Origin of the sequence: Bradyrhizobium sp. BWC-3-1 (assembly GCF_032917965.1) — a bacterium.
GTDB lineage: Bacteria > Pseudomonadota > Alphaproteobacteria > Rhizobiales > Xanthobacteraceae > Bradyrhizobium > Bradyrhizobium canariense_D.
In genome coordinates this window covers 76,710-100,830 of record NZ_CP136625.1, presented here as the reverse complement: position 1 = coordinate 100,830, position 24,121 = coordinate 76,710, and the positions used below count along the sequence as shown (strand labels likewise).

Genomic DNA, 24,121 nt, shown 5'->3' with positions numbered 1-24,121 from the left:
CATGCGTTTTGCCGCGATTGCCGACGTTCACGGAAACTACCTCGCGCTGGAAGCTGTGCTCGCCGACATCCGCGCGCAAGGCGTCTCCGAGATTGTCGATCTCGGCGACATGCTGAGCGGCCCGCTTGATGCGCGCCGAACCATCGAAATCCTGATGAAGCTCGATGCCGTGCACGTGCTCGGCAATCACGATCGCTATCTGCTCGACCGTGCGCCCGAGAAGATGGGCTCGTGGGATCGCCCGGCCCATGCAGCGCTCAATGCCGCGCAACTCGACTGGCTGCGCGCGCAGCCGATGACGCGCGTCTTTCGCGAGCAGATTTTCATGTGTCATGCGACTCCCGACAATGACGAGGTGTATTGGCTCGATACCGTGCATCCCGACGGCGCGGTGGCGCTGTCGCCGCTCGATCGCATCGAGCAGTTTGCGCAAGGTATCGCGCAATCACTGATCCTGTGCGCCCACACCCATCTCGCCCGTGCCGTGCGACTTCGCGACGGAAGGCTGATCGTCAATCCCGGCAGCCTGGGCGGCCCGGGCTTCCGTGACAAGCATCCGTTCCCGCATGTCGTGGAGGCCGGCACGCCGCACGCGCGCTATGCGATCCTTGAGCTAACCGATGGTGCCTGGCAGGTCACGTTCCGCCATGTGGTCTATGATCACGAGGCGATGGCCACGCTCGCTCGCCGCAACGGCCAGCCGGAGTTGGCGAATGCGCTGGCGACGGGATGGATCGGATAGTTGCCGCTCCATCCGGGCGACCGGCTACGGCTGTTTTAGCAGCTTCATCGGATCCACCGCCTTCTGCTTCAGCTGCTCGAAGCTGCATTGCCGCGGGGCCTTGTCGGGGCGCCAGCGCAGGATCGAGGTGCCGTGGCGAAAGCGCTCGCCGCTGAAATGATCATAGCAGACCTCGATCACGAGTTTCGGTTTGAGCGGACACCACTTCGCCGAGCGCTCGGTGGACCAGCGGCTGGGGCCGCCCGGCGCGTTGCCGGTGAAGCCGGGCTCGCCGATCAACGCCTCAAGCCGATCGGTCAGGTCAGGCTTTTCCGCCGCTTTGATCGCCGAGGTGAAGCCGACATGGTGCAGGAGACCATCGTCATCGTAAAGCCCGAGCAGCAGCGAACCGACCACGCTCCGGCCGGCGATCTTGTTGGTCGCATAGCGGAAACCGCCGACCACGCAATCGGCGCTGCGGAATTTCTTGATCTTCTGCATGCCGTCGCGATTTCCCGCCTGGTAGGGCAGGTCGACGCGCTTGGCGATGACGCCGTCCGAGCCGCCGCCGGATTGCGCCAGCCATTTCTTCGCAATGGCGTAGCTCGTCGTCGCCGGTGAGAGGCGGAAGATGCTGCCTTTCAGATTGGCCTTGGCAAACGCTTCCAGCGCCGGTCGCCGCTCCCTCAGCGGTTGCCCGGCAAGCTGCTTCTCCCTGGCCGTCGCAAGCAGATCGAAGGCGAGATAGAGCGCCGGCGTCTCCTCCGAGAGTTTCTTCACGCGGCTCGCCGCAGGGTGAATGCGTTGCAGCAGCGCGTCGAAGGAAAACCCCTTGCCGTGCGGCACGACGATCTCGCCGTCGAGGGTGAAGCGATCCGCCTTCAGCTTCAGCGCCGCGGCGACGATCTCGGGGAAATAACGCGCAAGGTCTTCACCGGATTTCGAGCGCAGATCAATGCTGCCGCCGTTGCGCGAGAGCAGGCAACGAAAGCCATCCCATTTCGGCTCGTATTGCCACTCCTTGCCGCGCGGGATCGCGTCGACCGAGCGCGCCTCCATCGCCACGAGGGGGTCCGACTTTCGCGCGCGTTTTGCGGGAGGAGGAGGCAACAGGCGGGACTCATCATACGCTGGACATGTCCCATCAACGCGAAACGGCCGACTTTCGCCGGCCGTTTCCAAAAATAATCTTGCGCGCGGCGGATCAGACCGCGGAAGTGATCCACTGCTGCAGCTTCGCCTTCGGCGCCGCGCCGACCTGGCGGGAGGCCATCTCGCCGCCCTTGAAGATCATCAGGGTCGGGATCGACATCACGCCATATTTCGACGCGGTCTTCGGGCTCTCGTCGACGTTGAGCTTCACGATCTTGACCTTGTCGCCCATCGCGCCGGCGATCTCGTCGAGCGCGGGTGCGATCATGCGGCAGGGGCCGCACCATTCGGCCCAGAAATCGACGACCACGGGGCCGTTTGCCTTGAGCACTTCGGCTTCGAAATCGGTGTCAGAAACCTTACCAACGGCCATGGGAGTACCTCGTACCTGAGAGAACGGCGCGACGGGAATCGCGCCAAGATCATGGCGTCAACCTATGAATGGCTCCTTGCCGGGTCAAGGACGCTCACACCGAGATGAAGAGATGCCAGCGCCGCGTCCAGCGCGGGAGCCGAAATCTCCATATATTCAAGGGCCTCGGTCCAAAGCAGGGCGGCGCGGACAGGCTTTTGGGGATAAAGCCGCGATAGCACCGCCCGATAGAGCGCAAGCTGCCGGACATAGGCGGCGGGCGCCGCATCGGCGCTCCTGGGAGCCGCCTGATTGGTCTTGAAATCGACGATGAGGACCTCATCCGGCCGAACGACCAACCGGTCGATCTGCCCCGACACCAGCGCCCGGGCGTGGCCCGGCCGTTCCAGCCGGCCGACGATCGCGACCTCCGCCCGGCTGCCGGCCGCAAACACGGGCGCAAACCGTGGCTCGGCGATCAAGCCGAGCACCTTGTCGGCCAGCGCGGTCCGGTCGGCCTCCGCCCAATCCGCCGCGTTGCGCGCCATGAAGCCGAGCGCGGCCTCGCGTCGGCGCTCAGTGGCGATGTCGGGGAGCGATTGCAATAGCCGGTGCACCAGCGTGCCGCGTTGCAGCGCGAGCGCGCGGGACTGCACTGATTCGCCCGACTGCACGGCGCGGCCGTCCCCGGACGGCTGGCCGGAGGGGCGCACCGGATCGTCGTCGATGGTGTCGCGCGGTGCCGGCGTCCGCAGCCAGTCCGGGAGCGCGGTCGCCTGGTCCAACGAGGCCGCGGGCGTGCCCAGCGCCACGACATCCTCCGGTCGGGAGAAGCGCGTCGCCTTTCCCAGCGGCGTCTCGATCGTCTCCTTCGTCAGGCCCGAGCCGGCGAGCCCGGTGTCGACCAGATCGTACCAGCTCAGCTTGCGAACCGTCTTCATGTTGCCGGGCATGCAGCCGCCGACGATGAGCCGGTCGGCGGCGCGCGTCATCGCGACGTAGAGCAGGCGGCGATATTCGTCCTCGGTCTCCTCGAGCATCGCCTTGCGCGCCTCGACGACGGGTTTGGGATCATCCGCCTTGCGTCCGGCCCAGACCACCACCTCGCCGCCATTGCCGCGCGGGACATGGATCAGCCGCAGCCGCTGCGAATCCGCTGGCGACGATGTAGTGTCGACCATGAACACGACCGAGGCCTCCAGGCCCTTGGCGCCGTGCACGGTCATCACCCGCACCTCATCGCGCGAGATCTCCATGTCGCGCTTCACCTCGGTATCGGCCGAGCGCAGCCAGGCCATGAAACCCTGCAGCGAGGCGGGCGCCTTGCGCTCGTAGTTCAGCGCCAGCTCCAGGAACTCATCGAGCGCGTCATTGGCCTCATGACCGAGCCGGCGCAGCATGCGCGCGCGTCCGCCGTCTCCCCCGAGCAACCAGGCGTAAAAGGCGAACGGCGTCTCCTCGCGGGCTCGGATTTCGCAGGCTTCGAGGCGTCGCAGGGCCGCAGCGAATGTCTCGCTTGTCGGGGCATGTTCGCCGAGCGCGCGACGCAGCGATCCCTTGCGGTCATGGGCCAGCTGGAACAGATCGTCGTCATCGAGCCCGAACAGCGGGCTCTTCAGCGCCACCGCGAGCGCGAGATCGTCTTGCGGCAGCAGCAGCGCATCGGCGAGATTCATCAGGTCGATGATTCCGATGTGCTCGGTGAGCTTGAGCCGATCGGCGCCGGCGACCGGAACGTTGGCGTGCTTCAGCGCCTGGATCACCGCGTCGAACGCATTGCCGCGCCGGCGCACCAGGATCAGCATGTCGCCATAGCGTAGGGGACGCCGCTCGCCTTCGTGCCCGGTCAGCGTGCCGCTTTCGACCAGCCGCTTGATCTCGGTCTGGATCCGGCGCGCGAGCTTCACCTCGGGGCTGGTGGCGGCGACCCCGTCGAACGGTGCGCGCCAGCCCTCGATCTCCTGCCTGTCGTCGGCTTCCGCCAGGTCCCACAGCTCGATCACGCTGGGGCCGGCATCGCCGAGTGCATTGTGCAGGGGATGACCGGTCTCGACCGAATGGATGCTCTTGTAGATCGCGGGCTCGCGGAAGACGTGGTCCACCGAATGCAGGATCGCGGCGCCGGAGCGGAACGAATAGGTGAAGGCGACCGGATCGAATTTCAGTCCGGCCCCCGTGAACTTGCGGTGCAGTTCGCGCCGGCGCGCATCGAATTCCCGGGGCTGGGCGCCCTGAAAGGAGAAAATCGACTGCTTTTCGTCGCCGACAGCAAAGACGGTGCGGTTCAGGCCTTCGCGCGCACCTTCGCCGGCTGTGAATTCCGAGATGATGTGCGCGACGATGTCCCATTGCCGCGGGCTGGTGTCCTGGGCCTCGTCGATCAGCACGTGATCGACGCCGCGGTCGAGCTTGTAATGCACCCAGCCCGAGGAAACGCGATCGAGCATCGCCAGCGTCTTGTCGATGAGGTCGTCATAGTCAAGCAGCCCGCGCTCCTGCTTCTCGCGGCGGTAGTTTGCGGCAGCCGCGGTCGCGATATGCAGCAGGGCCGCGGTGCGGTCTCGCATGGTGACCGCACGGCGCGTCTCGATTAACCCACTGACGCGCTGCGCCTCGTTCTCGAACAGGCGGGCGACGGACGGGTTGTGATCGCAAAACTTCTTGGTCAGCACCGCCTTGCGCGGCAGCTTTTCGTCCGTGAGGAAGACGCTGAGATAGGCATCGACCTGCGCGGCGCCGGAAAAGACCATTGCCTCGCGAAGCCGGCAGGCCTGGTCGTTGTCGGACTTGCTGCCGTCCTCCAGCGCAACGGCGATGTCGTCCCAGCGCGATCGCGGCAGGAACGGACCGTCGACAATCTCGGTCTCGATGTCCTCGATCCGATCGTTCGCGTCCACCCCCAACGCCGCTGCCATCTGCGCGGCAGCCAGCTCCGCGCTGCCGGCTTCATCGGTCCAGGCCATGAAGTGATCGCGGCTCAGGCAAGCCTCGCGCACCACTTCCTTGAAGGTGACATCGGCGGCGCTCGCCATCGCGGTCAGCAGCGCGCGGCCGGTGACGCTGTCAGGATCGCGCGCGGCCTCCAGCAGCACCTTCAGATTGGCGCGCTCCATCATGTCGGTCTGGTCGCGCTCGTCGATCACGGCGAAGCGCGCGGGGACATTGGCCTCGAACGGAAACTGCTGGAGCAAACGCGTGCACAGCGCGTGGATGGTCTGCACCTTGAGCCCGCCGGGCGTCTCCAGCGCACAGGCGAACAGCTTACGTGCGTCGCGCCGCAATTTTGTAGTGGGGTGCGGGATGCCGACCGCGCGGATCGCCGCATCGAGTGCCGTGTCGTCGAGCGTCACCCAATGCCCGAGCGTGGTGAACACGCGCTCGGCCATGTTGGCGGCGGCCGCCTTGGTGAAGGTGATGCAGAGGATCTTTTCCGGCGGCACGCCCGCGAGCAGCAGGCGGATCACGCGCTGCACCAGCACATGCGTCTTGCCCGAGCCGGCATTGGCCGACACGAAGGCCGACGCGGACGGGTCCGATGCGCGCGCTTGCCTGGCGCGCACCTCATCCGGGATGGGGCGCGGTGCCTTCACCATTCCTCGATCCCCAATCCGCCGGCCGCGGACCATTCCTTGATCCGGGCGAGATCGTCATAGGCGCCGTAGCGGTTGGTCCACATCGGCAGGTTCAACGAGGTATAGGGCTGGTTCTCGTCCTCGAAGGCGCGAATCAGCGCCTCGAGCTTGGCCCTGGCCTCGGCAGCCGCGGTGTCCGGCGGCTGCGGCTCGTCGCCCTGCTTGAACTTGAGTTCGAGAATGCGTTCTTCGCCCGGCGGATTGTTGCCGCTCAGGCGAACATAGACGAGCTGGCTCACGGACGCGCCGGCATCAATGTCGGGAAAACCACCCTCGCGCAGGATCGCGGCTTCCAGCGTGAGCTGCGGCGACAGGCCCATGCGGACCTGCTTGCCGGTCGGTGGCTGGCCGGTCTTGTAGTCGAGGATGGCGTAGCCGCCGCCCCGGCGCCGTTCGATGCGGTCGGCGCGCGCGGAGAGACGGAAGCTGCGCCCATGGTCGAGCGGGATCGAGATCTCGCCGCGAGTTTCCGCGGCGATCGCCTCGATCGCGTCGCGCCGCGCCGTCTCCCATTCGCCGAACCAGCGTGCGATGCGCTGGAAGCGCGGCCACCACAGCGCCCGCGCCTCGGGTCGCTCCATCAGCGGCTCAAAGTATTTTTCGCCGATCGCGCGCAGCACGCGCGCCGGATCGTCGGGCAGATCGGTGGCGTAGCGTTCCGTGAACTCTCCGAGCGCATCGTGGATCGCCGAGCCGCGGTCGGCGGCCGACAGCGGCATGTCGACGGGATCGAGCGCGTCGAGCCGCAAAATGTGTTTTGCGTAGATCGTATAGGGATCGCGCAGCCAGTCCTCGATCCCAGTCACAGACATCCTGAGCGGCCGGGTCGCGCGTGGCGGTCGCGGCTCGGGCTGCTTGATCGGCCTCACCTCGTCGGGCTGGTCCAGCGCGGCTGCGAACTGCACGTATTTCTCGCCCGCGCGAATCGCGGCCTTCCAGTGCGCATCGCCCGCGACCGCCTCCAACCGGTGCAGGAAGCGCGAGGCAACCGCCGGGGCACCGCCAGCCTTGGCGGAGTGGGTGAGGATGACCTCGTCGCCGCCCAGCAGTTGCGCAAAATCATGCGCGGAGAGGCCGATACGGCGTTCCGGCAGATCGAGGCCCAGCTGGTGCCGCATCGGCCGGCTCAGCCACGGATCGATGCGCGGCGCCGGTGGCCAGACCCCCTCGATCAGCCCGCCGACGATGATGCGGTCGGCCTGCATCAGGCGTGATTCCAGCGGTCCGTAGATCTGGAGCCGCGCGCCTGGCCTGTCCCGCCGCCGCACCGCGCGATCGCTGAACGCGGTCTGGAACACGTCTGCGTAGTCGGGCAGCGTGACCATCAGTCCGCTGGTCGTGCCGCCGCGCAGGAGATCGTCGAAGGCGCTCGCGAGCGCGAGGCCCTCGCGGTCCTCGAAGGCCACGGAAATGCCCTGCTCGTCGCGCGACAGTTCGATCATGATCTCGCGATGCCGATGCGCGAGTTCGGCGAAGTCATACGGTTTTGATGACGCAAGACTCTCGATCGGCGCCAAGGCTTGTCGTAAGGCATCGATCAGCGCCTGGATGCGATCGAGGTCTTCCGCCTTGAGACGTGCGCGCGGCTCGGCCTTATGCAGCGCGGAGACTTCGCTGCGCCACAGCTTGGTCAGCTCCTCGCGAAAGCGATTGAATTCGCGCAAGAGGCCGGCGGTGCCTGCAGGCGGGCGCGTGCCGCGCAACAAGGCGAGCTCCAGGCCTTCGATCGCAGCCTTCCATGCGCCAGGGGCCCGGCCGAGCCGGCACAGCGGATGCTTCAACATTGCGAGCAGCGTCGGCGGCTCCAGTCCCTTGGTCGCAGCCTCAGCTGTCAGTCGGGCAAAGACGCCGGCGGAGGTTTCCATCAGGACGTCGCCGCCGGAATCGTCGAATGCGAGATCCCACCGGGTCAGCGCGGCCATCACCCGCCGCGCCAGGGCGCGATCGGGCGTGACAAGTGCGGCGGATTTGTCGAGGTGCCGCGCCTCGCGCATCGCAATGGCGATGGCGAGCGCTTCCATTTCAGGGTTGGGAGCTTCGACAACCGCGAGGTTCTTCATGCCGCCGGTGATCTTTAAGGCCACATCCGGCTGCTTCAACCGGTCGTGCCAGATCTCGGTCTTGGCCGATGGCCGCATCGATTCGGAGGCGAGCAGATCGCGACCGCCTTCCGCCGGAGGCTTGAGGATATCGACGTCGCTGCGCTTGATGCCAAAGCGATCCAGCAGCGCGTGCATGGCATATTGCGGATGGTTCGAGACCGGATGCTCCGCAAACTTGCCGAGCGCATCGCGGACGCCGCCGATGCTGCGCCAGGCATCGTCATCGAGATCAGTGTCGAGGCCGGGCAGCACCACGGCGCCATGCGGCAGCGAAGCGACTGCGTGGAGAAATCTTGCCGTGGCCGGCATCGAGCCGGTCGAACCGGCCGCGATCACGGGGCCATGGCGATGCACGGTCAGCCGCCTGGCTTCGGCATTGATCAGGAGGTCGCGGCGGGCAGCGGGTTCGATGCGTTTGATTTCGGCGAGATGACCGGGCCAGGCGATGCGCGCGATGCGCAGGAATTCGAGCGAATGCTGCCAGTAGCGGTCGAGCATATCGGGCACGAGGCCATCGAGCGCGCTCCAGTCGACGCCGCGCGTGACCATGTCGTCGATCAGCCGCGCGAGATCGGAAGCGAGCGCCAGCGTCGATGCGGGGCCGCCGACGACCAGCGGAGACAGCACCGGACCCTTGGCCCAGGCCGCGACGAGTTGCGCCAGTGTCAGCCGCCGTTCGAGCTCGCCGAGCCGCGGCGGAATGTCGAGCGGCGTTGCGCCGGAAAACTGTTCGCCCTCATCGGCGAAAGCGAGCTCATCCTCGTCGATGTCGCCGAGCGCGACGATCCGCGGCAGCACGACAGCATCCGCCTTCATCTCGTCGAGGAAGATCTCGCGGACGACGCGCATGGCGCGCCGTGTCGGCAGGTACAGTGTGGTATCCGCCAGCCGTGCCGGCTCCTTGCGTGCCTCAAAGCCCTCGACCAGCCGGCCGTCGAGCAAGCCTGAGACGACGGTGCGCAGGAACGGAACTGAGATGGGAACGCTGAAAACGCGCATGAGCTGCCTGATTCGGGAATCAGGCGCCAATATAGGGAGGCGGAGTCAAATGGTCATGGGCGGAGGTGGGATAGTCCCCGCTGTTTGCCGGACCAGAACAGGTGCCGTAGGGGACAATGGCGCAGCCCTACGCCACGCTCTCCAGAAACGCCTCTTCCGCCGCGTGCACGGCATCAGGCGTGCCGACATGCATCCAGACGCCGTCGAGGCGAAGGCCGAACAGCCGCTCCTGCTCGTTGGCACGATCGAACATCTTGGTCAGCGAGAACTCGCCCGCGGGGGCATCGGCGAAGATCGACGGCGACAAAATCGCAGCGCCGGCATAGACGAACGGAACGACCTCTTTTTCCTTGCGCTTGCGCAGGGCACCGTCGGCCAGCATGCCGTAATCGCCGCGGCCGCTATAGCCGATGCTGGTCGCCGTCGGCGCCATCAGCAGCAAAATGTCCATCCGCGCGGGATCAAAGTTTTCGGCGAGCCGCGTCAGGTTGGAGCGTACGCCGTCGATCCACAGCGTGTCGGAATTGACGTGAAAGAACGGTGCGTCCCCGAGCAGCGGCAGTGCCTTGACCACGCCGCCGCCGGTGCCGAGCACCTGGTCGCGCTCGTCCGAGATGGTCACGCGCGGATGCTGGCGGGATGCGGTGTGATCGATGATCTGGTCCGGCAGGTAATGCACGTTGACCACCGCCTCGCTCACGCCGGCCCGACCGAGCTTGTCGAGCACATGGTCGAGCAGCGGCTGGCCGGCCACCGGAACCATCGGTTTCGGCATCTTGTCCGTCAACGGACGCATGCGCAGGCCGAACCCTGCGGCGAGCACCATGGCTTTGGTCGGTTTGACGGGCATCCTTCGCTTTCTCAGACCTACTGATCTCGCGTTCGCAGCAATCCTAACATGAGGTTCGACCGACCGCACCGCGTCTTAACCGCCTTAACCACCTGCCGTGACGCTTGTACGACAGGTGTTGCCGTTACGCCCCGATGGACGTTGACCGCGTCTTTTTCTTCTTGTCGCCGAGCTTGAGAAAGTTGACGCCGATCTGGTCGCCATTGACCCAGGCGAGCTCGCAGCGTCGGTATGCAAGTCCGGTGGACGATAGCAGCAGAAAAAACTCCTTGAGATGCAAGCCTTCGACCGAGCCGTCGATGGTCAATTTGGCGCCGCTGTCGGAGACGTCCTCCATGGTGCAGTCGCGCCGCCAGGTGCCGTCGATACCCATCATCTGGGGCGCGATCCCGCGCTCGAAAACAACCCGGCTGCTGCCGCGCTGGTCCGTCTTCACCGCCATCTGCCCTGCTCCAGCCCGTAATCATCCGGCTGCTCCGCCGCCAGATTACCGGCGTCTTGGCTAACAGCCGGTAAATCGAGCCCTGAATCAGCCTTTTCAGCCCCTACTAGCCTTTTCAGCCTTGGGCCTCAGCCTTGGGCCTGCCTTTGGGGCGGCGGGACGTTGGCGAGATACCAGTCGCGCAGATGGGCGAGCGCGGGATGCGCCAGGGAGCGCTGGAGATAGGTCCAGATCCGCGGCTGGTGACGCAGATAATGCGGCTTGCCGTCGCGGCGGTTGAGGCGGGCAAAGGTGCCGAGCAGACGCGTGTTCCGCTGCGCCGACATGATGGCGTAGAGCTCGGCGAAGCCGGCCGCATCGAAGCTCGCCTCGCTGGCGCGGCGCGCCTTGATGTAGCGCGACAGCAGCGTCAGCTCGATCGCCTCGGGCACGTCGATGCGGGCGTCCTGGAGCAGCGACACCACGTCGTAGGATTGCGGCCCCAGCACGGTGTCCTGGAAATCGATCACGCCGACGCGTTCGATGCCGGTGCGATTGCTGAGCCAGATCAGATTCGGCGAGTGATAATCGCGGATGATCCAGGTCTTCGGCGCGGCCTGCGCCTTCTGCAGCAACTCGCGCCACATGGCGAAAAATTCGGCGCGCTTCGCGTCGTCCAGCGGCGCGTTGCGATCAGGCAGGTACCATTCCGGCATCAAGCCGATTTCGATCAGCAGCGCCTCGATATCGAAGACGGGAATGGCGTAGGTCTGCCGCCCGAGCGGCAGCGTTTGCGGCAGCGTCTTGCCGTGCAGCACGGCCAGCAGATCGGCCGCGGCTTCGTAGCGTTCGGCGATCGGGCGCGGCGGATCGCCCTCGATCACGCCTTCGGTGCCGAAGTCTTCGCTGATCAGGAACCCGTGGTCGAGGTCGGAATGATGGATCGCGGGCGCCGAGATTCCCTGCGCGCGCAGGCCCTCGTCGATGGCGACGAAGGGTTTGATGTTTTCGGCGAGATGCACCGCGGCGCTGTAGGATTTTCCGTTGTACATCGCAGCACCATCGGGGCGCTGCGGCGAATTCATGAGGATGACGATCTCGTCGTCGCGCTGCAGCCGCGCATAGGAGCGCGTCGAGGCGTCGCCCGCCATGCGTTTGCGCGTTGCCTCCATGTAGCCGGATGCATCGAGGAATTCGCGCAGCGCCTGCAGCCGCGCGACGATGGCGGCAGCCTTGCCATGGCCGGTGATGTCGGCGGCGCGTGCATTCGAGCCCAGCGCCGGCCGGTGCGTCAGCGCGATGTCGATGCGGTCTTGAGGCATCGCCGACGGCGCGCGCTCCGGCCATTCGATCAGGACGAGGGTTGCTTCCGGCAGCGGCGACAGCCCGATCTCTTCGAGCTCGCTCTCGTCCTCGACGCGGTAGAGGTCGGCATGCATCACCGGGAACGGTGGCAGCTCGTAGCCCTGCACCAGCGTGAAGGTCGGGCTCGGCACTTCCAGTGCATCGTCACCGGCGAGGTAGCGGATCATGGCCCGCGCCGCCGCGGTCTTGCCGGCCCCGAGATCGCCGGTGAGCGTGATGACATCGCCGGGGCCGACCAGCAGCGCGAGGTCGGCCATCAGTTGCGCAGTGGCTGTCTCGTTGTGGAGCGCGACGGCGAATGTGGTTGGCGCAGTCATTCGGCGGCGTCGCGATGCGCCGCCTGGTCGGTCGGGAAGTCACAGATCACCACCGTGCCCCTGCCCACGATCGAATCCACCCGGATATTGCCGCCATGCAGCTCGACGAAGGAGCGCACCAGCGACAGGCCGAGCCCGGCGCCGCGATGACGCGAGCCTTGCGAGCGGCTCTCGAACCAGTTGAACACCTTGTCCTTCATGTCGGCAGGTATTCCAGGCCCGGAATCTGTCACGGTGAAGACCACACTGCGTTCGGTGCGGCGGGCGCTGATGCCGACGGTGGAATCCGGTGGAGAAAACCCGACGGCGTTGGCGAGGAGGTTATAGAGCACCTGCACCACGCGCTTCTCGTCGCCGGTGAAGCTGCCGACATCGGGCGCGATCTCGACCTTGAGGCGGATGCGGTCGGTGGCGAGCCGGTCCTGGAGACCCTCGGCGGCGAGCTCGATGGTCTTGCTGACGTCGACCGGACCGAGTTCCAGCTTCATGGCGCCGGCGTCGATGGTGGCGAGATCCAGGATGTTGTTGGTCAGCGCCAGCAGCGCATTGGTCGATTTGGTGACGTAGTCGAGATATTCGGCCTGTTTCGGGGTCAGCGGCCCGGTCGAGGGATCACTGAGGAAATGCGCAAAGCCAATGATGGTGGTGAGCGGCGAGCGCAGCTCGTAGGAGACGTGGTGGACGAAATCCACCTTCATCTGGTCGGCCGCCTCCAGCGCCTCGTTGCGCTCGCGCAGAGCGCGCTCGACGTTCTCGGTGTCGGTGATGTCCTGGAACGTCAGCATCGTGGCGCCGTCGTGCAGCGGCCGGATCATGCCGTCGAGCACGCTGCCGTCCTTGCGCTCAAGCTTCAGCGGAATGTCGGCGCGGCTCTCGATCGAGGTGACGGCCTCGCGGATCTGCCGCCAAACGATCGCGTCGTCGAACAGCTGATGGCACCAGCCCTCGACCGTCTGGATGTGCGGCTCGTCGCGCATGGCGTCAGCGGACAGCTTCCACATCCGGACGAACGCCGGGTTGAACAGCTGCGCCCTGCCATTGCTGCCGAACACCGCAACGCCCTCGGCGAGGCTATCCAGCGTCTCACGCTGGACCCGGATCATGCCGTCGAAGCGGCGGGCGAGCTCCAGGCTCTCGGTGACGTCGTCGAACAGATAGGTGACGCCGCCCTCGGGATTCGGCGTGGTGACGACGGAGAGCGCGCGCCCATCGGGCAGATACCAGGTGTCCTTGGCGGCCTCGACCGCCCGATAAGCCTCGTGCAGCTTGGCCTTCCAGGCGCGGAAGTCCGGCTGCTCCGGCAATTTGCGCGCGGCGCGAAGCTTGTCGAGCACGCTGGAATCATCGGGGTTGGCGTCGAGAAAGGTGCGGTCGAGGTCCCACAGCTGGCGGTAGGAATCATTGTAGAAGGCAAGCCGGCGCTGGCCGTCGAACACGGCAACGCCCGAGGAGAGCTGGTCCAGCGTACGGCGATGCGCCTCCGCCATCCGCACCAGCGCCGAGCTCAAGGCATCCGCCTCGCTGGCATCGATGGCAACGCCGACATTGCCGCCACCGACATTGACGGCGCGCACATCATAGATGCGCCGCTCGCCGCCGATCACGATCGGCAGCCGCGAGGTGAAATTGGCCGCTTCCTTCAGTCCCCGCTCCATCGCGGTGCGGTCGGCGCTGTCGAGCAGCTCGAGCTTGCGCTCCTGGGCGTCGGTGATGCTCGCCGCCTCGGTCGCACGGACATAGGCGGGATTGGCATAAGCCAGCGCGCCGTTCTCGCCCTTGGCCCAGATCGGCCAGGGGGCGGCGGTCGCGAAGCCGCGCAACATCTCCGTCTCGTCGGAAAGTGCCTTGTAACGCAGATTGGTCTCGGCCAGATCGCGGCGGAGCCCCGAGAGTTCGCGAATCCTGACGATGGCTTGGCCACCGATGGCGCGGCCGATGGCCTCCAGCGTGTGGCCATGCGCGGTGGTGAGCGTCAGCTGGAACCCGTCGCCGCGGTCGCGCAGCGCATCGACGGCGTGATCCATCTGCAGCGCCGGTTCCGGCGGCAACCAGGTTCCAAACGCGAGCACGCGCTGGGGAGAGGAGTCGCGCGGCAGCACCATGGAGATGTCACCGGAGATCTGCGCGCGATTGTCGCCGGCCGGCCAGGAGATCAGGATCTGCGGCTCGGCGAACAGCAATGCGCCGAAGCGGTCGGCCTGGAGCTGGAGTTCCCCGATCCGGGCGCGCAGCCGCGCCTCGTTCTTCGCCGTGCGCACGCGCGTGCGCATCAGGAGGATCGCGGCGACCACCGAGAAGCCGAGCAAGGCCAGCGCGGTGGCCAGCACCGCGAGCTCCTGCCGGTTGAAATCCAGCAACGTTGAGAGTGTGTCGACGAGGTCGGCGGCCTCAGCCGGCGCAGCCGGCAGCAGCGCTGCGAGAGCGCTTCCCAACAAGCCGTTGCGCACGAGCGATGTGCACGACAGCAGCGTCCGACGCATCGACACGATCACGCCTGACATAGTTGCCCCAAGATCGCACGAATTTGCGCGCGGCGACCCCCGTCGCGCGCGAATCAAACGACAATACCCTCACCGTGACTCCACCGGTAAGAGTCCAGATCGTGAACGCAACGGCGGTCCCAAAAAAATGCCGGAGGCGGTGTTCCAATTCACGTAGTTTCTCGGGTGATTCGGCAGGATGTGCCGTGTGTTAGCGGCCGGTCGAGCCGAATCCGCCGGTCCCGCGATCGGTCGCGGACAATGTCGACACGGGAACCAGCGCGGCCTGCACCATTGGCGCGATCACCATCTGCGCGATGCGCTCGCCGCGCTTGACCACGAAGGCGGTCTGGCCGTGGTTGATCAGGATCACCTTGATCTCGCCGCGATAGTCCGCGTCGATCGTGCCCGGTGAGTTCAGCACGGTGACGCCGTGCTTGGCCGCAAGCCCGGAGCGCGGCCGCACCTGCGCCTCGTAGCCGGGCGGCAACGCGATCGCGAGTCCCGTCGGCACCAGCGCGTATTGGCCGGACGCGAGCGTCAGCGGCTCGTTCTCAGGCACCGCCGCCATCAGGTCGAGACCGGCGGCATCATTGGTCTGATAGGCCGGCAGCGGCAGCCCCTCCGCATGGGGCAGGCGTTGCAGTTCGACGGTGACTTTGGTGCTCAAGATGCGGGCTCCCGGGATTTGCCGGTCACGCTCTTTGCGATATGCGCGACCAGTTCGATGGCGACCTGTTCCTTGGTCATCGCCGGCCAGGAATCAACTGCAAGCTCGCCATCCTTCTCACCGCTCTTGCGGCTGATGAGGTGCACGGTGTTGCGGTCCCCGCCCATGACGCCGGTTGCGGGGGAGACGTCGTTGGCGACAATCCAGTCGCAGCCCTTGCGGGCAAGCTTCGACTTGGCGTTGTCGATGAGGTGCTCGGTCTCGGCGGCAAAGCCGATCACCAGTGGCGGCCGCTGGTCGGTCAGCTTGGCGATCGTCGCGAGGATGTCGGGGTTTTCGACCAGCTGGAGCGGCGGCATGCCGGCCGAAGTCTTCTTCAGCTTCTGCTCGCCTTCATTGGCGACCCGCCAGTCGGCGACGGCGGCGGCGAAGATCGCGATGTCAGCGGGGAGCGCGGCCCGCACCTGCTCCAGCATCTGCCGTGCCGATTCCACATGCTTGACTGTCACGCCCTGGGGATCGCTGAGATCGACCGGGCCGCTGACCAGGATTACCTCGGCGCCCGCGGCCTGTGCCGCGGCGGCGATCGCAAAGCCCTGCTTACCGGAGGATCGGTTGGCGATGTAGCGCACCGGATCGATCGGCTCGTGGGTCGGACCAGCCGTGATCAGCACGCGCTTGCCGGCGAGGGGGCGCGGCACCGGCGGCCGCAGCAGTCGCTCGGTGGCAGCCGCAATTTCGATCGCCTCGGACATGCGACCGATGCCGGCTTCACCGGCTTCCGCCATCTCGCCGGAATTCGGCCCGATCAGCATCACGCCGTCGCGTTGAAGTTGCGCGACATTGCGCCGCGTCGCCGCGTTGTTCCACATCAGCGGGTTCATCGCCGGCGCGAGCAGGACCTTGCGGTTGGTCGCAAGCAGGATGGCGCTGGCGAGATCGTCGGCATGGCCGTTGGCCATTTTGGCCATCAAATCCGCGGTCGCAGGCGCCACCACGATCAGGTCGCACTCGCGCGCCAGCCGGATATGACCGGCGTCGAACTCGCTCTGGGGATCGAACAGGTCGGTGTAGACGCGCTCATGCGAGAGCGCGCTCACGGCCAATGCCGTGACGAATTGTTGCGCCGCCTTGGTCAGCACGCAGCGGACCTCGATCCGCCGCTCCTTGAGCCTGCGGATCAGGTCGAGCGATTTGTAGGCCGCGATCCCGCCGCCGATGATCAGGGTGACGTTGGCCTCGGGGAGGGCGCCGCTGCGCTGGGGCGTGGGGGTGGCGGAAGCCGCGGGCGGCGCCGTGAACGGCGTCAGGGGCTCCTCGCGGCCCTCGATCAGCTCGCCGAGGATGACCCGGACCTCTTCCTCGACCGACCTGCGGTTCCTGGCCGAGCGCAGCCTAAGGTAAGTTTTGATGCCTTCATCGAGCTTGCGAATGGTCAGGCTCGCCATGACGCCCCTCCAGCACAAATGATGGCGATGCTATCATTCGCATGATTGCACTGCAATCAAAGATTCCGGACGGCGATCAGGATGCCGATGAAGGTCGCGGCGATGATCCAGAGCGCCACGGTGCGCCAACGGTTCTTGCGGCCTTCGCTGCGGCCCATCGCCGCGATGCTCTCCGGCGACAGCCGGATGCCCTCCCGGGTCATGGTCTCCAGCTGTTCGAGCACCGCAACCGAGCGCGCGGCGATATCAGGCAGGCGCATCAGGATGCGCGCGAGATCGCCGGTGCCGGAGATCGCGCCCTGGACCCGGCCGATCGGACCGAGATTGCGCTCGATCCATTCCCGCACCACGGGGTCGGCGACCTTCCAGATGTCGAGCTTGGGATCGAAGCCGCGTGCCACGCCCTCGACCACCACCATGGTTTTCTGGAGCAGGATCAGCTCGGGCCGCGTGGTCATGTCGAACAGGCCGGTGACCTCGAGCAGCAGCGTCAGCAGCCGCGCCATCGAGATCTCTTCCGCCGTGCGGTTATGAATGGGCTCGCCGATGGCGCGGATCGCTTGCGCGAAGTTCTCGACCGAGTGATGCGCCGGGACGTAGCCTGCCTCGAAATGCACTTCCGCGACACGACGATAGTCGCGGGTGATGAAGCCGAGCAGGATTTCGGCAAGGAAGCGCCGCTCCTTCATGCCGAGCCGGCCCATGATGCCGAAATCAACCGCGACGAGGCGACCGGCGTCATCCAGGAACAGATTGCCCGGATGCATGTCGGCGTGGAAGAAGCCGTCGCGCAGCGCGTGGCGCAGGAAACTCTGAATCACCTTGCGGCCGAGATCGGGCAGGTCGACCTGCGACTCGGCCAGGCGCTTGTGATCGTTCAGCGCGATGCCGTCGATCCACTCCATCGTCAGCACGTTGTGCGTGGTGCGGTCCCAGTCCACGGTCGGTACGCGGAAATCAGGATCGTCGCGCGTGTTCTCCGCCATCTCCGACAGCGCCGCGGCCTCGAGGCGCAGGTCCATCTCCATCGCGACCGAGCGCGACATGGTGTTGATGACCTCGATGAGACGCAGGCGCCGCGCTTCGGACGAATAGGACTCGGCCTTGTATGCGACGAAGAAGAAGTCGGAGAGGTCGCGGCGGAAGCGTGCGGCCACGTTGGGGCGCAGCACTTTCACGGCGACTGCCTTGCGGATGCCATCGCGCAAGACTTCGCCGCGATGCACCTGTGCGATCGAGGCCGCTGCGACCGGCGCACTGAGGCTCGCGAATACGTCCGTCAGCGGACGCTCCAGCGACGTCGCGATCACGGCTTCCGCTTCGACTTGCGAAAACGGCGGCAGGCGATCCTGCAGGCTTTCCAGATCACGCGCCATGGCAACGCCGACCACATCGGGGCGCGTCGCCAGAAATTGCCCGAGCTTGAGATAGGCCGGGCCCATCCGGGTCAGCGCGCGCGACAGCCGAGGCCCGTCCTTAGGGCCGCCCCGTTCGACGATGCGCGCAAGCTTCAGCGCGAGCTGTCCGGGCGGCGGCACCAGGCTGGGATCGACGGCGCCGAACACGCCCTCGCGCGCGAATACGAACGCGGCGCGCATCAGGCGCGCACTATGGGTTATGGCAGAGATCACAAACGCCAGCCCGAATGCAGTGCGACGATGCCGCCGGACAATATCTGCCAGTTCACGCGGGCGAAGCCGGCATTACGGATCATATCGGCGAAGGCGTTGGGTCTTGGGAACTTGCGGATCGACTCGACCAAATATTGGTAGGACTCGGCGTCACCCGTGATCATGCGGCCGAGCGGCGGGATGACCTTGAACGAGAACAGGTCATAAAGACGATCGAGTCCGGGCATCTCGACGGTGGAGAATTCCAGACAGAGGAAGCGGCTGCCTGGCTTGAGCACGCGATAGGCCTCGGCCAGCGCGAGATCGATCCGAGGCACGTTGCGAATGCCGAAAGCGATCGTATATGCGTCGAAGCTGCGGTCGGCGAAGGCGAGCGCTTCCGCATTGCCCTCGACGAAATCGACCTGGGTCTTGAGATGCCGCTTTGCGGCGCGCTCGCGGCCTACCTCCAGCATCCCGGAATTGATGTCGCAGACGGTGGCATGGAAGCCGGGGCCTGCGGCCTTGGCGGCGCGGAACGAGATGTCGCCGGTGCCGCCGGCAACGTCGAGCAGCGCGAACCGCCGGTCGCCTCGCGGCGGGTCGAGCGCGGTGATCATGATGTCCTTCCAGACCCGATGCAGGCCACCGGACATCAAATCGTTCATCAAATCATAGCGCGACGCCACGCTGTGAAACACATCGTTCACCAGCGTCTGCTTGTCGCCCAGGGGGACGTCCCTGAAGCCAAAATGCGTGGTTTCGCCCGGCCGATCCATTACTCTACTCCACGAGGCGGACCATAGCGCGCCCGCCGCAATGGCGCTATCACACCGCCCTCATAAGGTGAATGCCTGACCATGCCCGAATTGCCCGAAGTCGAGACCGTCCGCCGCGGCCTTCAGCCTGTCATGGAGGGTGCGAAAATCCTGGTCGCGGAGACCCGCAGGCCCGATTTGCGCTTTCCTTTCCAGCCGGATTTCGTGGCCCGACTGAAGGGGCAGGTCGTCACGGGGCTCGGCCGCCGTGCAAAATATCTCATGGCCGATCTCGCCTCCGGCGACGTGCTGTTGATGCATCTGGGCATGTCGGGTTCGTTTCGCGTCATCAAGCCGGACAACGAGGCTCAGCCGGGCGAGTTTCACTATCCGCGAGCCAAGGACTCCGCGCACGATCACGTGCTGTTTCGGATGTCCTCCGGCGCCGACATCATCTTCAACGATCCGCGCCGCTTCGGTTACATGAAAGTGATCGCGCGCAGCGCGCTCGACGAGGAGCCGCTGCTGCGCGGGCTCGGGCCCGAGCCGCTTGGCAACGAATTTGACGCCGCGATGCTGGCGCGATCCTGCGCCGGCAAGACCACGAGCCTGAAAGCCGCGCTGCTCGATCAGCGCGTGGTCGCCGGGCTCGGCAATATCTATGTCTGCGAAGCCCTGCATCGCTCGCATCTGTCGCCGCGCCGGATCGCCGCGACGTTGTCGACCAAGGCCGGACAACGCAAGGGCGTTGCCGGGGGCGAGCCGACCGACCATGCAAAGCGACTGGTCGGCGCGATCCACACCGTGCTGAACGACGCCATCAAAGCCGGCGGCTCCAGCTTGCGCGATCATCGCCAGACCTCGGGCGAGCTCGGCTATTTCCAGCACTCGTTCAAGGTCTACGATCGCGAGGGCGAGAAATGCACCACGCCGCGATGTGGCGGCATCGTCAAGCGTTTTACGCAGAACGGCCGGTCGACCTTCTGGTGTCCGAAATGTCAGAAGTGAAAATCAGGCTCGTATCCGAGAGGTCGTAAGTTCAGCGGCGGTGACGAGCCCACCACGACCGTCATTGCGAGCGCAGCGAAGCAATCCAGAATCTGATCTTCCCCCAAAAAAGTGGACATGGATCAAGCCGATTTTAGCTCCATCTCGACCGGGCTGATATAGCCGATGGCCGAGTGTCTTCGGGTCTGATTGTAGAAGCCTTCGACGTAAGCGAAGATGTCGCGCTCGGCTTCATTGCGGGTCTCATATTGACGGTGATGGATCAGTTCGGTCTTGAGAGTGTGGAAGAAGCTTTCCATCGGGGCATTGTCGTAGCAGTCGGCTCTGCGGCTCATTGAAGGCCGGAAGCCGGCGGCTTGCAGTGCTTGGCGGTACTCGGTTGAAGCGTATTGTGTGCCGCGATCGGAATGATGGATCAGCCCGGGACCTGGTCTTTGCCCCTTGATCGCCATTCGTAATGCGGCGAGCGGCAGTTCTGCGCGCAGATGGTCGTCCATCGCCCAGCCCACGATACGGCGGCTGTACAGATCCATGACGGCCGCCAGATACAACCAGCCCTGGCCGGTCCAGACAAAGGTGATGTCGGCGAGCCAGATCTGATTGCGCATGGCGGCCGAGAAGTTCCGGCCGAGCAGGTTCGGCGCGATCGGATAGCCATGCCCGCTGTCGGTGGTGCGGCATCGTCGCGGCCCGGCCGAGATGGCTCGAATGCCATGATGGCGCATCTGCCGCTCGATCCGGCCACGGCTTGCATGATGTCCCTGGGCTTTGAGTTCGACATGAATGCGCGGGCTGCCATAGCGGCCATGGCTATCGCGATGAACCCGCTGGATGCCTTCCAGCAGCGCTCGATTAGCCAAGGCCCGGAGGCTTTCCGGGCGCGACCGCCAGGCATAGTAGCCCGCGGGCGAGACGCCGAGCACACGGCACATGACCTTGACCGGATAGTCCGTGCGGCGATCCTCGATAAAACGGAACCTCATGTCCGGGGTCCAGCAAAGATCGCGATCGACTTTTTTAAAATGTCGCGCTCCATGCGCAGCTGTTCGTTTTCCCGCTGCAACCGCGCAATCACGTCAGCTTGGTCCGCCGACGGCACCGCCGCTTGCGATGTGGGCGCCACGGCGCTGCCGCCGGCTCTCGCCGTGCCCTGCTCCGCCACCCATCGGCTCAGCACGGAGCCGTCAAGCCCGAGCTCCTTCGATACCGACTTCGCCGAGCGGCCGCTCGACAAAACCAGATCAACTGCCTGCCGCTTGTACTCGTCCGAATAAGAACGTCGCTGCCGTTTCGTCATATGACACCTCTTGCCGTCTAAGCTATAGGTGTCCACCGATTTAGGGGAGGCTCAGAATCTTTCCAACGAAGCAGTCTGGATTGCTTCGTCGCAAAGCTCCTCGCAATGACAGCGGAGATAGGGTTTCCCAAAAACGCGAAGCGAAGCAATCCGGCCGGGCTGGTGGCCGGATTGCTTCGTCGCTAAGGCCCTTCCGGATGGTGAAGGTCCGGCTGCCATCCGAGCGATACCCCCGCTCAGGACGCCAGTATCGTAGTTTCATCGGCGGCCAGCTCGGCGGCGACGTGCAACATTCCATCCGCGGCCGCGATGACCTGGTCGATCAAGACATTGGTGGTGACGTCGAGCTCGAGCCGGGTCTCAATCCAATGCCAGAGGCCGCGGATCTCCTCGGTCGACTTGCCGTTCGGCGCGAATTCGCTCACCGCAAGGCCGCTGGCGAGCGAGTCCTGGTGATCGTTGCGCATCACGATCAGGGGACGCGCGAGCACCTCGGCGAGATCAAGCGCTGCTTCCTCGGCGAGCGTGTTGGCGGCGTTGTCGATGCGCTGGCCGCGGATCGGGGTTTGGTTCAGCACGAAGCTGTAAGGCCGCTTCCAGGCGCGCGCGACGCTCAGCGTCGAAACGGTGGCTTCGATGTCGGCGACGCTCGGGCGTGCCGGGATCAGGCAGAGGTCGGAATGGCGGATCGCGGCGGTGGTCGCGGCGCTGAGGCCGGCGGCGGTATCGACGATCGCAATCTGGAGACCGCCGTCGGCGAGCATCTTCAGGCGCGGCTCGATATCGGCGGCGTGATAGATCGGCTCGACGACGAGATCATCGGTGGTGCGGCGGCGCTGCCAGTTCGACAGTGTGCCCTGCGGGTCGGTTTCGATCAGGCGAACGGTGAAGCCGGCCTGCTTGGCTGCCAGCGCGAGGCCGATGGCGAGCGTGCTCTTGCCGCTGCCACCCTTTTGGGTGGCCAGTGCGATCGTGTGCATTGAAGATCAATCCTTTGGAGTGCTTGGGTCTCGGGAAACGCCACGCGAACGTGCATCGATCTCGATGCTGAGCTCTTCTCGCTCAGGACGTGCCGGCCCGATCCAAAGGAGATCGCCGAGGTCCGAATCAGCAGTCACGATGATGGCGGAATCGGGAATACCAGCGAATCCGTACCATTACTGGACCCGTACTCGTACGTGTGCTGTGCTTGCAGCCGTGAATAATAAGGACAAGCGGCATGGGCGGAAACTGGCGCGACCGGACGACGGCGAATTTCGAATGCCAGAAGATGCCCGCGGTATCGAGCCGCGGCATGGTGGTCAGCAACCATCCACTGGCCTCCAGCGCCGGCGCGGAGATGCTGGCCGCCGGCGGCAACGCCATCGAGGCCGCGATAGCGACCCTGTTCACGCTGACCGTGGTCGAGCCGATGATGGTGGGCATCATCGGCGGTGGCATGGCGCACATCCGGCTCGCCGACGGCAGCCACCGTTTCATCGACGGGCAGAGCACCGTGCCTGCGGCGGTGCTTGACACCAGCTACACCCCCACGCCGGGTTCCGCGCATGATGTGTTCGACACCGTCGGCAATGAAAATCTCAACGGACCAAAGGCGGTCGCTACGCCGGGCTCGCCGAAAGCCTGGTGCGAGACGCTGCGCTGCTTCGGCACCATGAGCCTTGCCGACGTCATGCAGCCCGCGATCAAGCACGCCGCGCGCGGCTATGCGACGACACCCTATCTGCACGAATGCATCACCGAGAGCGCCGCCGAGATGCGCAAGGACAAGCCGATCGCGGCGATCTATCTGCCAGACGGCGAGCCGCTCAAGGTCGGCGAGCGCGTGGTACAGGCCGAGTATGCCGAGACGTTGCGGCATATCGCCGACCACGGCGAAAAGGCGCTCTATGAGGGGCCGCTTGGCGATATCCTGGTCGACTATATGGAAAAGGCCGGCGGCTTCATCCGGCGCAACGATCTCACCAGCTACAAGACCGTCGAACGGCAGCCGATCCGCGCCGATTACCGCGGCTGGACTATCTTTGGCCCGCCGCCGCCCGCGGCTTCCGGCGTGCATATCGCACAGATGCTGAACATCCTGGAAGGCTACGACATCCAAGGCCTCGGCTTCGGTACGCCCGAGACCATCCACTATCTTGCCGAGGTCCTGAAGATCGCATTCGCCGACCGCGCCGCGGCCAGCGGCGATCCTGATTATGTCGGCGTCCCCGTGGAGCGGCTGACCTCGAAGGCCTACGCCGAGGAGCGCCGCGCTGCGATCGATCCGGCACGGGCGCAGAGCTGGGGCGCCGGCGTGTCGCAGCTTGAAGGCGCTCACACCACGCACATGACGGCGGCGGATGCGTTCGGCAACGTGGTTGCGACCACGCAGACCATCAACAATCTGTTCGGCGCCAAGATCATGATCCCGGGCCTGGGCGCCATCGCCAACAACTACATGAACCTGTTCGATCCGCGTCCAGGCCACGCCCTGTCGCTGGCGCCGGGCAAGCGGGTGACGACCTCGATGTCGCCGATGATGGCACTCCGTGATGGAAAGTTGCGCTATGCGCTCGGCTTGCCCGGCGGAAAACGAATCTTCCCGAGCGCGATGCAGGCGCTGCTCAATCTGATCGACCACGGTATGAGCTTGCAGGAAGCAGTCGAGGCGCCGCGGGTCTGGACCGAAGGCAATGCGCTTGAGGTCGAGCAGAGGGTGCCGGAGAGCGTGCGCGCGAAGCTCGCGGAGCTCGGCCACAAGGTGCAGCCTGTCGCGGCAGTCGCCGGCGGCATGAATGGTATCGCCTTCCACGACGACGGCACCATGAGTGGCGCCGCTTGCTGGCGTGCGGACGGCACGCCGGTCGGGATCTCGGGTGGTCTTGCGAAGGCCGGGATCAGGTTCAGGCTGAGCTAGGTCTCATGCCCCGGACGCAGCGCAGCGCTTCTTCAGCGGC

The 24,121-nt window shown here is 65.5% G+C and carries 17 protein-coding genes; 3 read left to right on the top strand and 14 right to left on the bottom strand.

The window, feature by feature from the left end; all coding sequences use genetic code 11:
• Window position 1 precedes the first annotated feature (1 nt).
• Window positions 2–742 carry a metallophosphoesterase family protein gene (locus RX329_RS00415; protein WP_085362026.1) on the top strand — a complete coding sequence of 247 codons (741 nt, stop codon included), beginning with the start codon at window positions 2–4 and terminating at the stop codon, window positions 740–742.
• Between the two features lie 24 nt (window positions 743–766).
• Here RX329_RS00415 and RX329_RS00410 read toward each other — a convergent pair whose 3' ends face one another.
• The 12 genes from RX329_RS00410 to ubiE all read right to left on the bottom strand — a co-directional run bounded on the left by RX329_RS00410 (window position 767) and on the right by ubiE (window position 18,898).
• A complete protein-coding gene (locus RX329_RS00410; RefSeq protein ID WP_085362025.1) occupies window positions 767–1,780 on the bottom strand; it encodes an ATP-dependent DNA ligase in 1,014 nt (337 codons plus the stop codon).
• A 145-nt stretch (window positions 1,781–1,925) separates the two neighbouring features.
• Window positions 1,926–2,246 carry a thioredoxin gene (gene trxA / locus RX329_RS00405; protein ID WP_007598398.1) on the bottom strand — a complete coding sequence of 107 codons (321 nt, stop codon included), beginning with the start codon at window positions 2,244–2,246 and terminating at the stop codon, window positions 1,926–1,928.
• Window positions 2,247–2,308: 62 nt separating this feature from the next.
• Entirely contained in the window at window positions 2,309–5,818 is a 3,510-nt protein-coding gene (addA, locus tag RX329_RS00400) for a double-strand break repair helicase AddA (protein ID WP_085385556.1), read from the bottom strand.
• Window positions 5,812–8,958: a double-strand break repair protein AddB gene (gene addB / locus RX329_RS00395; protein ID WP_085362023.1), complete on the bottom strand. Its 3,147-nt coding sequence runs from the start codon at window positions 8,956–8,958 to the stop codon at window positions 5,812–5,814. The genes addA and addB overlap by 7 nt, the downstream gene beginning before the upstream one ends.
• Window positions 8,959–9,085: 127 nt before the next feature.
• The gene (locus tag RX329_RS00390) at window positions 9,086–9,808 is read right to left on the bottom strand and encodes a nucleotidyltransferase family protein (RefSeq protein WP_018455770.1); all 723 of its coding nucleotides are present in this window, start codon (window positions 9,806–9,808) and stop codon (window positions 9,086–9,088) included.
• A gap of 124 nt (window positions 9,809–9,932) precedes the next feature.
• Window positions 9,933–10,250 carry a PilZ domain-containing protein gene (locus tag RX329_RS00385; protein ID WP_317245482.1) on the bottom strand — a complete coding sequence of 106 codons (318 nt, stop codon included), beginning with the start codon at window positions 10,248–10,250 and terminating at the stop codon, window positions 9,933–9,935.
• 128 nt (window positions 10,251–10,378) lie between these two features.
• Window positions 10,379–11,911, bottom strand: a complete 1,533-nt coding sequence (gene tsaE, locus RX329_RS00380) for a tRNA (adenosine(37)-N6)-threonylcarbamoyltransferase complex ATPase subunit type 1 TsaE (protein WP_085362021.1) — start codon at window positions 11,909–11,911, stop codon at window positions 10,379–10,381.
• Window positions 11,908–14,412, bottom strand: a complete 2,505-nt coding sequence (locus RX329_RS00375) for a sensor histidine kinase (protein ID WP_018455773.1) — start codon at window positions 14,410–14,412, stop codon at window positions 11,908–11,910. The genes tsaE and RX329_RS00375 overlap by 4 nt, the downstream gene beginning before the upstream one ends.
• Window positions 14,413–14,602: 190 nt before the next feature.
• Window positions 14,603–15,061, bottom strand: a complete 459-nt coding sequence (dut, locus tag RX329_RS00370) for a dUTP diphosphatase (protein ID WP_085362020.1) — start codon at window positions 15,059–15,061, stop codon at window positions 14,603–14,605.
• Window positions 15,058–16,509 (bottom strand): bifunctional phosphopantothenoylcysteine decarboxylase/phosphopantothenate--cysteine ligase CoaBC, encoded by a 1,452-nt coding sequence (gene coaBC, locus RX329_RS00365; protein ID WP_085362019.1) that lies wholly within the window; start codon window positions 16,507–16,509, stop codon window positions 15,058–15,060. The genes dut and coaBC overlap by 4 nt, the downstream gene beginning before the upstream one ends.
• 56 nt (window positions 16,510–16,565) lie before the next feature.
• Window positions 16,566–18,140 (bottom strand): 2-polyprenylphenol 6-hydroxylase, encoded by a 1,575-nt coding sequence (gene ubiB / locus RX329_RS00360; protein ID WP_085362018.1) that lies wholly within the window; start codon window positions 18,138–18,140, stop codon window positions 16,566–16,568.
• A complete protein-coding gene (ubiE, locus tag RX329_RS00355) occupies window positions 18,137–18,898 on the bottom strand; it encodes a bifunctional demethylmenaquinone methyltransferase/2-methoxy-6-polyprenyl-1,4-benzoquinol methylase UbiE (protein ID WP_085362017.1) in 762 nt (253 codons plus the stop codon). The genes ubiB and ubiE overlap by 4 nt, the downstream gene beginning before the upstream one ends.
• Before the next feature lie 81 nt (window positions 18,899–18,979).
• Here ubiE and mutM point away from each other — a divergent pair, with 81 nt between their 5' ends.
• Window positions 18,980–19,885 carry a bifunctional DNA-formamidopyrimidine glycosylase/DNA-(apurinic or apyrimidinic site) lyase gene (mutM, locus tag RX329_RS00350; protein WP_085362016.1) on the top strand — a complete coding sequence of 302 codons (906 nt, stop codon included), beginning with the start codon at window positions 18,980–18,982 and terminating at the stop codon, window positions 19,883–19,885.
• Window positions 19,886–20,007: 122 nt separating this feature from the next.
• Here mutM and RX329_RS00345 read toward each other — a convergent pair.
• A protein-coding gene (locus RX329_RS00345; RefSeq protein WP_317245481.1) for an IS3 family transposase occupies window positions 20,008–21,182 on the bottom strand; the annotation gives its coding sequence in 2 pieces (ribosomal slippage) (window positions 20,008–20,873 and window positions 20,873–21,182; 1,176 coding nt in all).
• Window positions 21,183–21,418: 236 nt separating this feature from the next.
• Window positions 21,419–22,162, bottom strand: coding sequence for a ParA family protein (locus RX329_RS00340; RefSeq protein WP_085362015.1), 744 nt, complete (start codon window positions 22,160–22,162; stop codon window positions 21,419–21,421).
• A 239-nt stretch (window positions 22,163–22,401) separates the two neighbouring features.
• Between RX329_RS00340 and ggt the strand changes: the two genes are divergently transcribed.
• On the top strand, window positions 22,402–24,081 hold the full coding sequence (ggt, locus tag RX329_RS00335) for a gamma-glutamyltransferase (protein ID WP_085362014.1): 1,680 nt from the start codon (window positions 22,402–22,404) through the stop codon (window positions 24,079–24,081).
• The last annotated feature ends 40 nt before the right edge of the window (window positions 24,082–24,121 follow it).

Coding starts and splice junctions, on each gene's coding strand:
- RX329_RS00415 (WP_085362026.1), top strand. CDS start 2: ATGCGTTTTGCCGCGATTGCCGACGTTCACGGAAACTACCTCGCGCTG.
- RX329_RS00410 (WP_085362025.1), bottom strand. CDS start 1,780: ATGGAGGCGCGCTCGGTCGACGCGATCCCGCGCGGCAAGGAGTGGCAA.
- trxA (WP_007598398.1), bottom strand. CDS start 2,246: ATGGCCGTTGGTAAGGTTTCTGACACCGATTTCGAAGCCGAAGTGCTC.
- addA (WP_085385556.1), bottom strand. CDS start 5,818: ATGGTGAAGGCACCGCGCCCCATCCCGGATGAGGTGCGCGCCAGGCAA.
- addB (WP_085362023.1), bottom strand. CDS start 8,958: ATGCGCGTTTTCAGCGTTCCCATCTCAGTTCCGTTCCTGCGCACCGTC.
- RX329_RS00390 (WP_018455770.1), bottom strand. CDS start 9,808: ATGCCCGTCAAACCGACCAAAGCCATGGTGCTCGCCGCAGGGTTCGGC.
- RX329_RS00385 (WP_317245482.1), bottom strand. CDS start 10,250: ATGGCGGTGAAGACGGACCAGCGCGGCAGCAGCCGGGTTGTTTTCGAG.
- tsaE (WP_085362021.1), bottom strand. CDS start 11,911: ATGACTGCGCCAACCACATTCGCCGTCGCGCTCCACAACGAGACAGCC.
- RX329_RS00375 (WP_018455773.1), bottom strand. CDS start 14,412: ATGTCAGGCGTGATCGTGTCGATGCGTCGGACGCTGCTGTCGTGCACA.
- coaBC (WP_085362019.1), bottom strand. CDS start 16,509: ATGGCGAGCCTGACCATTCGCAAGCTCGATGAAGGCATCAAAACTTAC.
- ubiE (WP_085362017.1), bottom strand. CDS start 18,898: ATGGATCGGCCGGGCGAAACCACGCATTTTGGCTTCAGGGACGTCCCC.
- mutM (WP_085362016.1), top strand. CDS start 18,980: ATGCCCGAATTGCCCGAAGTCGAGACCGTCCGCCGCGGCCTTCAGCCT.
- RX329_RS00340 (WP_085362015.1), bottom strand. CDS start 22,162: ATGCACACGATCGCACTGGCCACCCAAAAGGGTGGCAGCGGCAAGAGC.
- ggt (WP_085362014.1), top strand. CDS start 22,402: ATGGGCGGAAACTGGCGCGACCGGACGACGGCGAATTTCGAATGCCAG.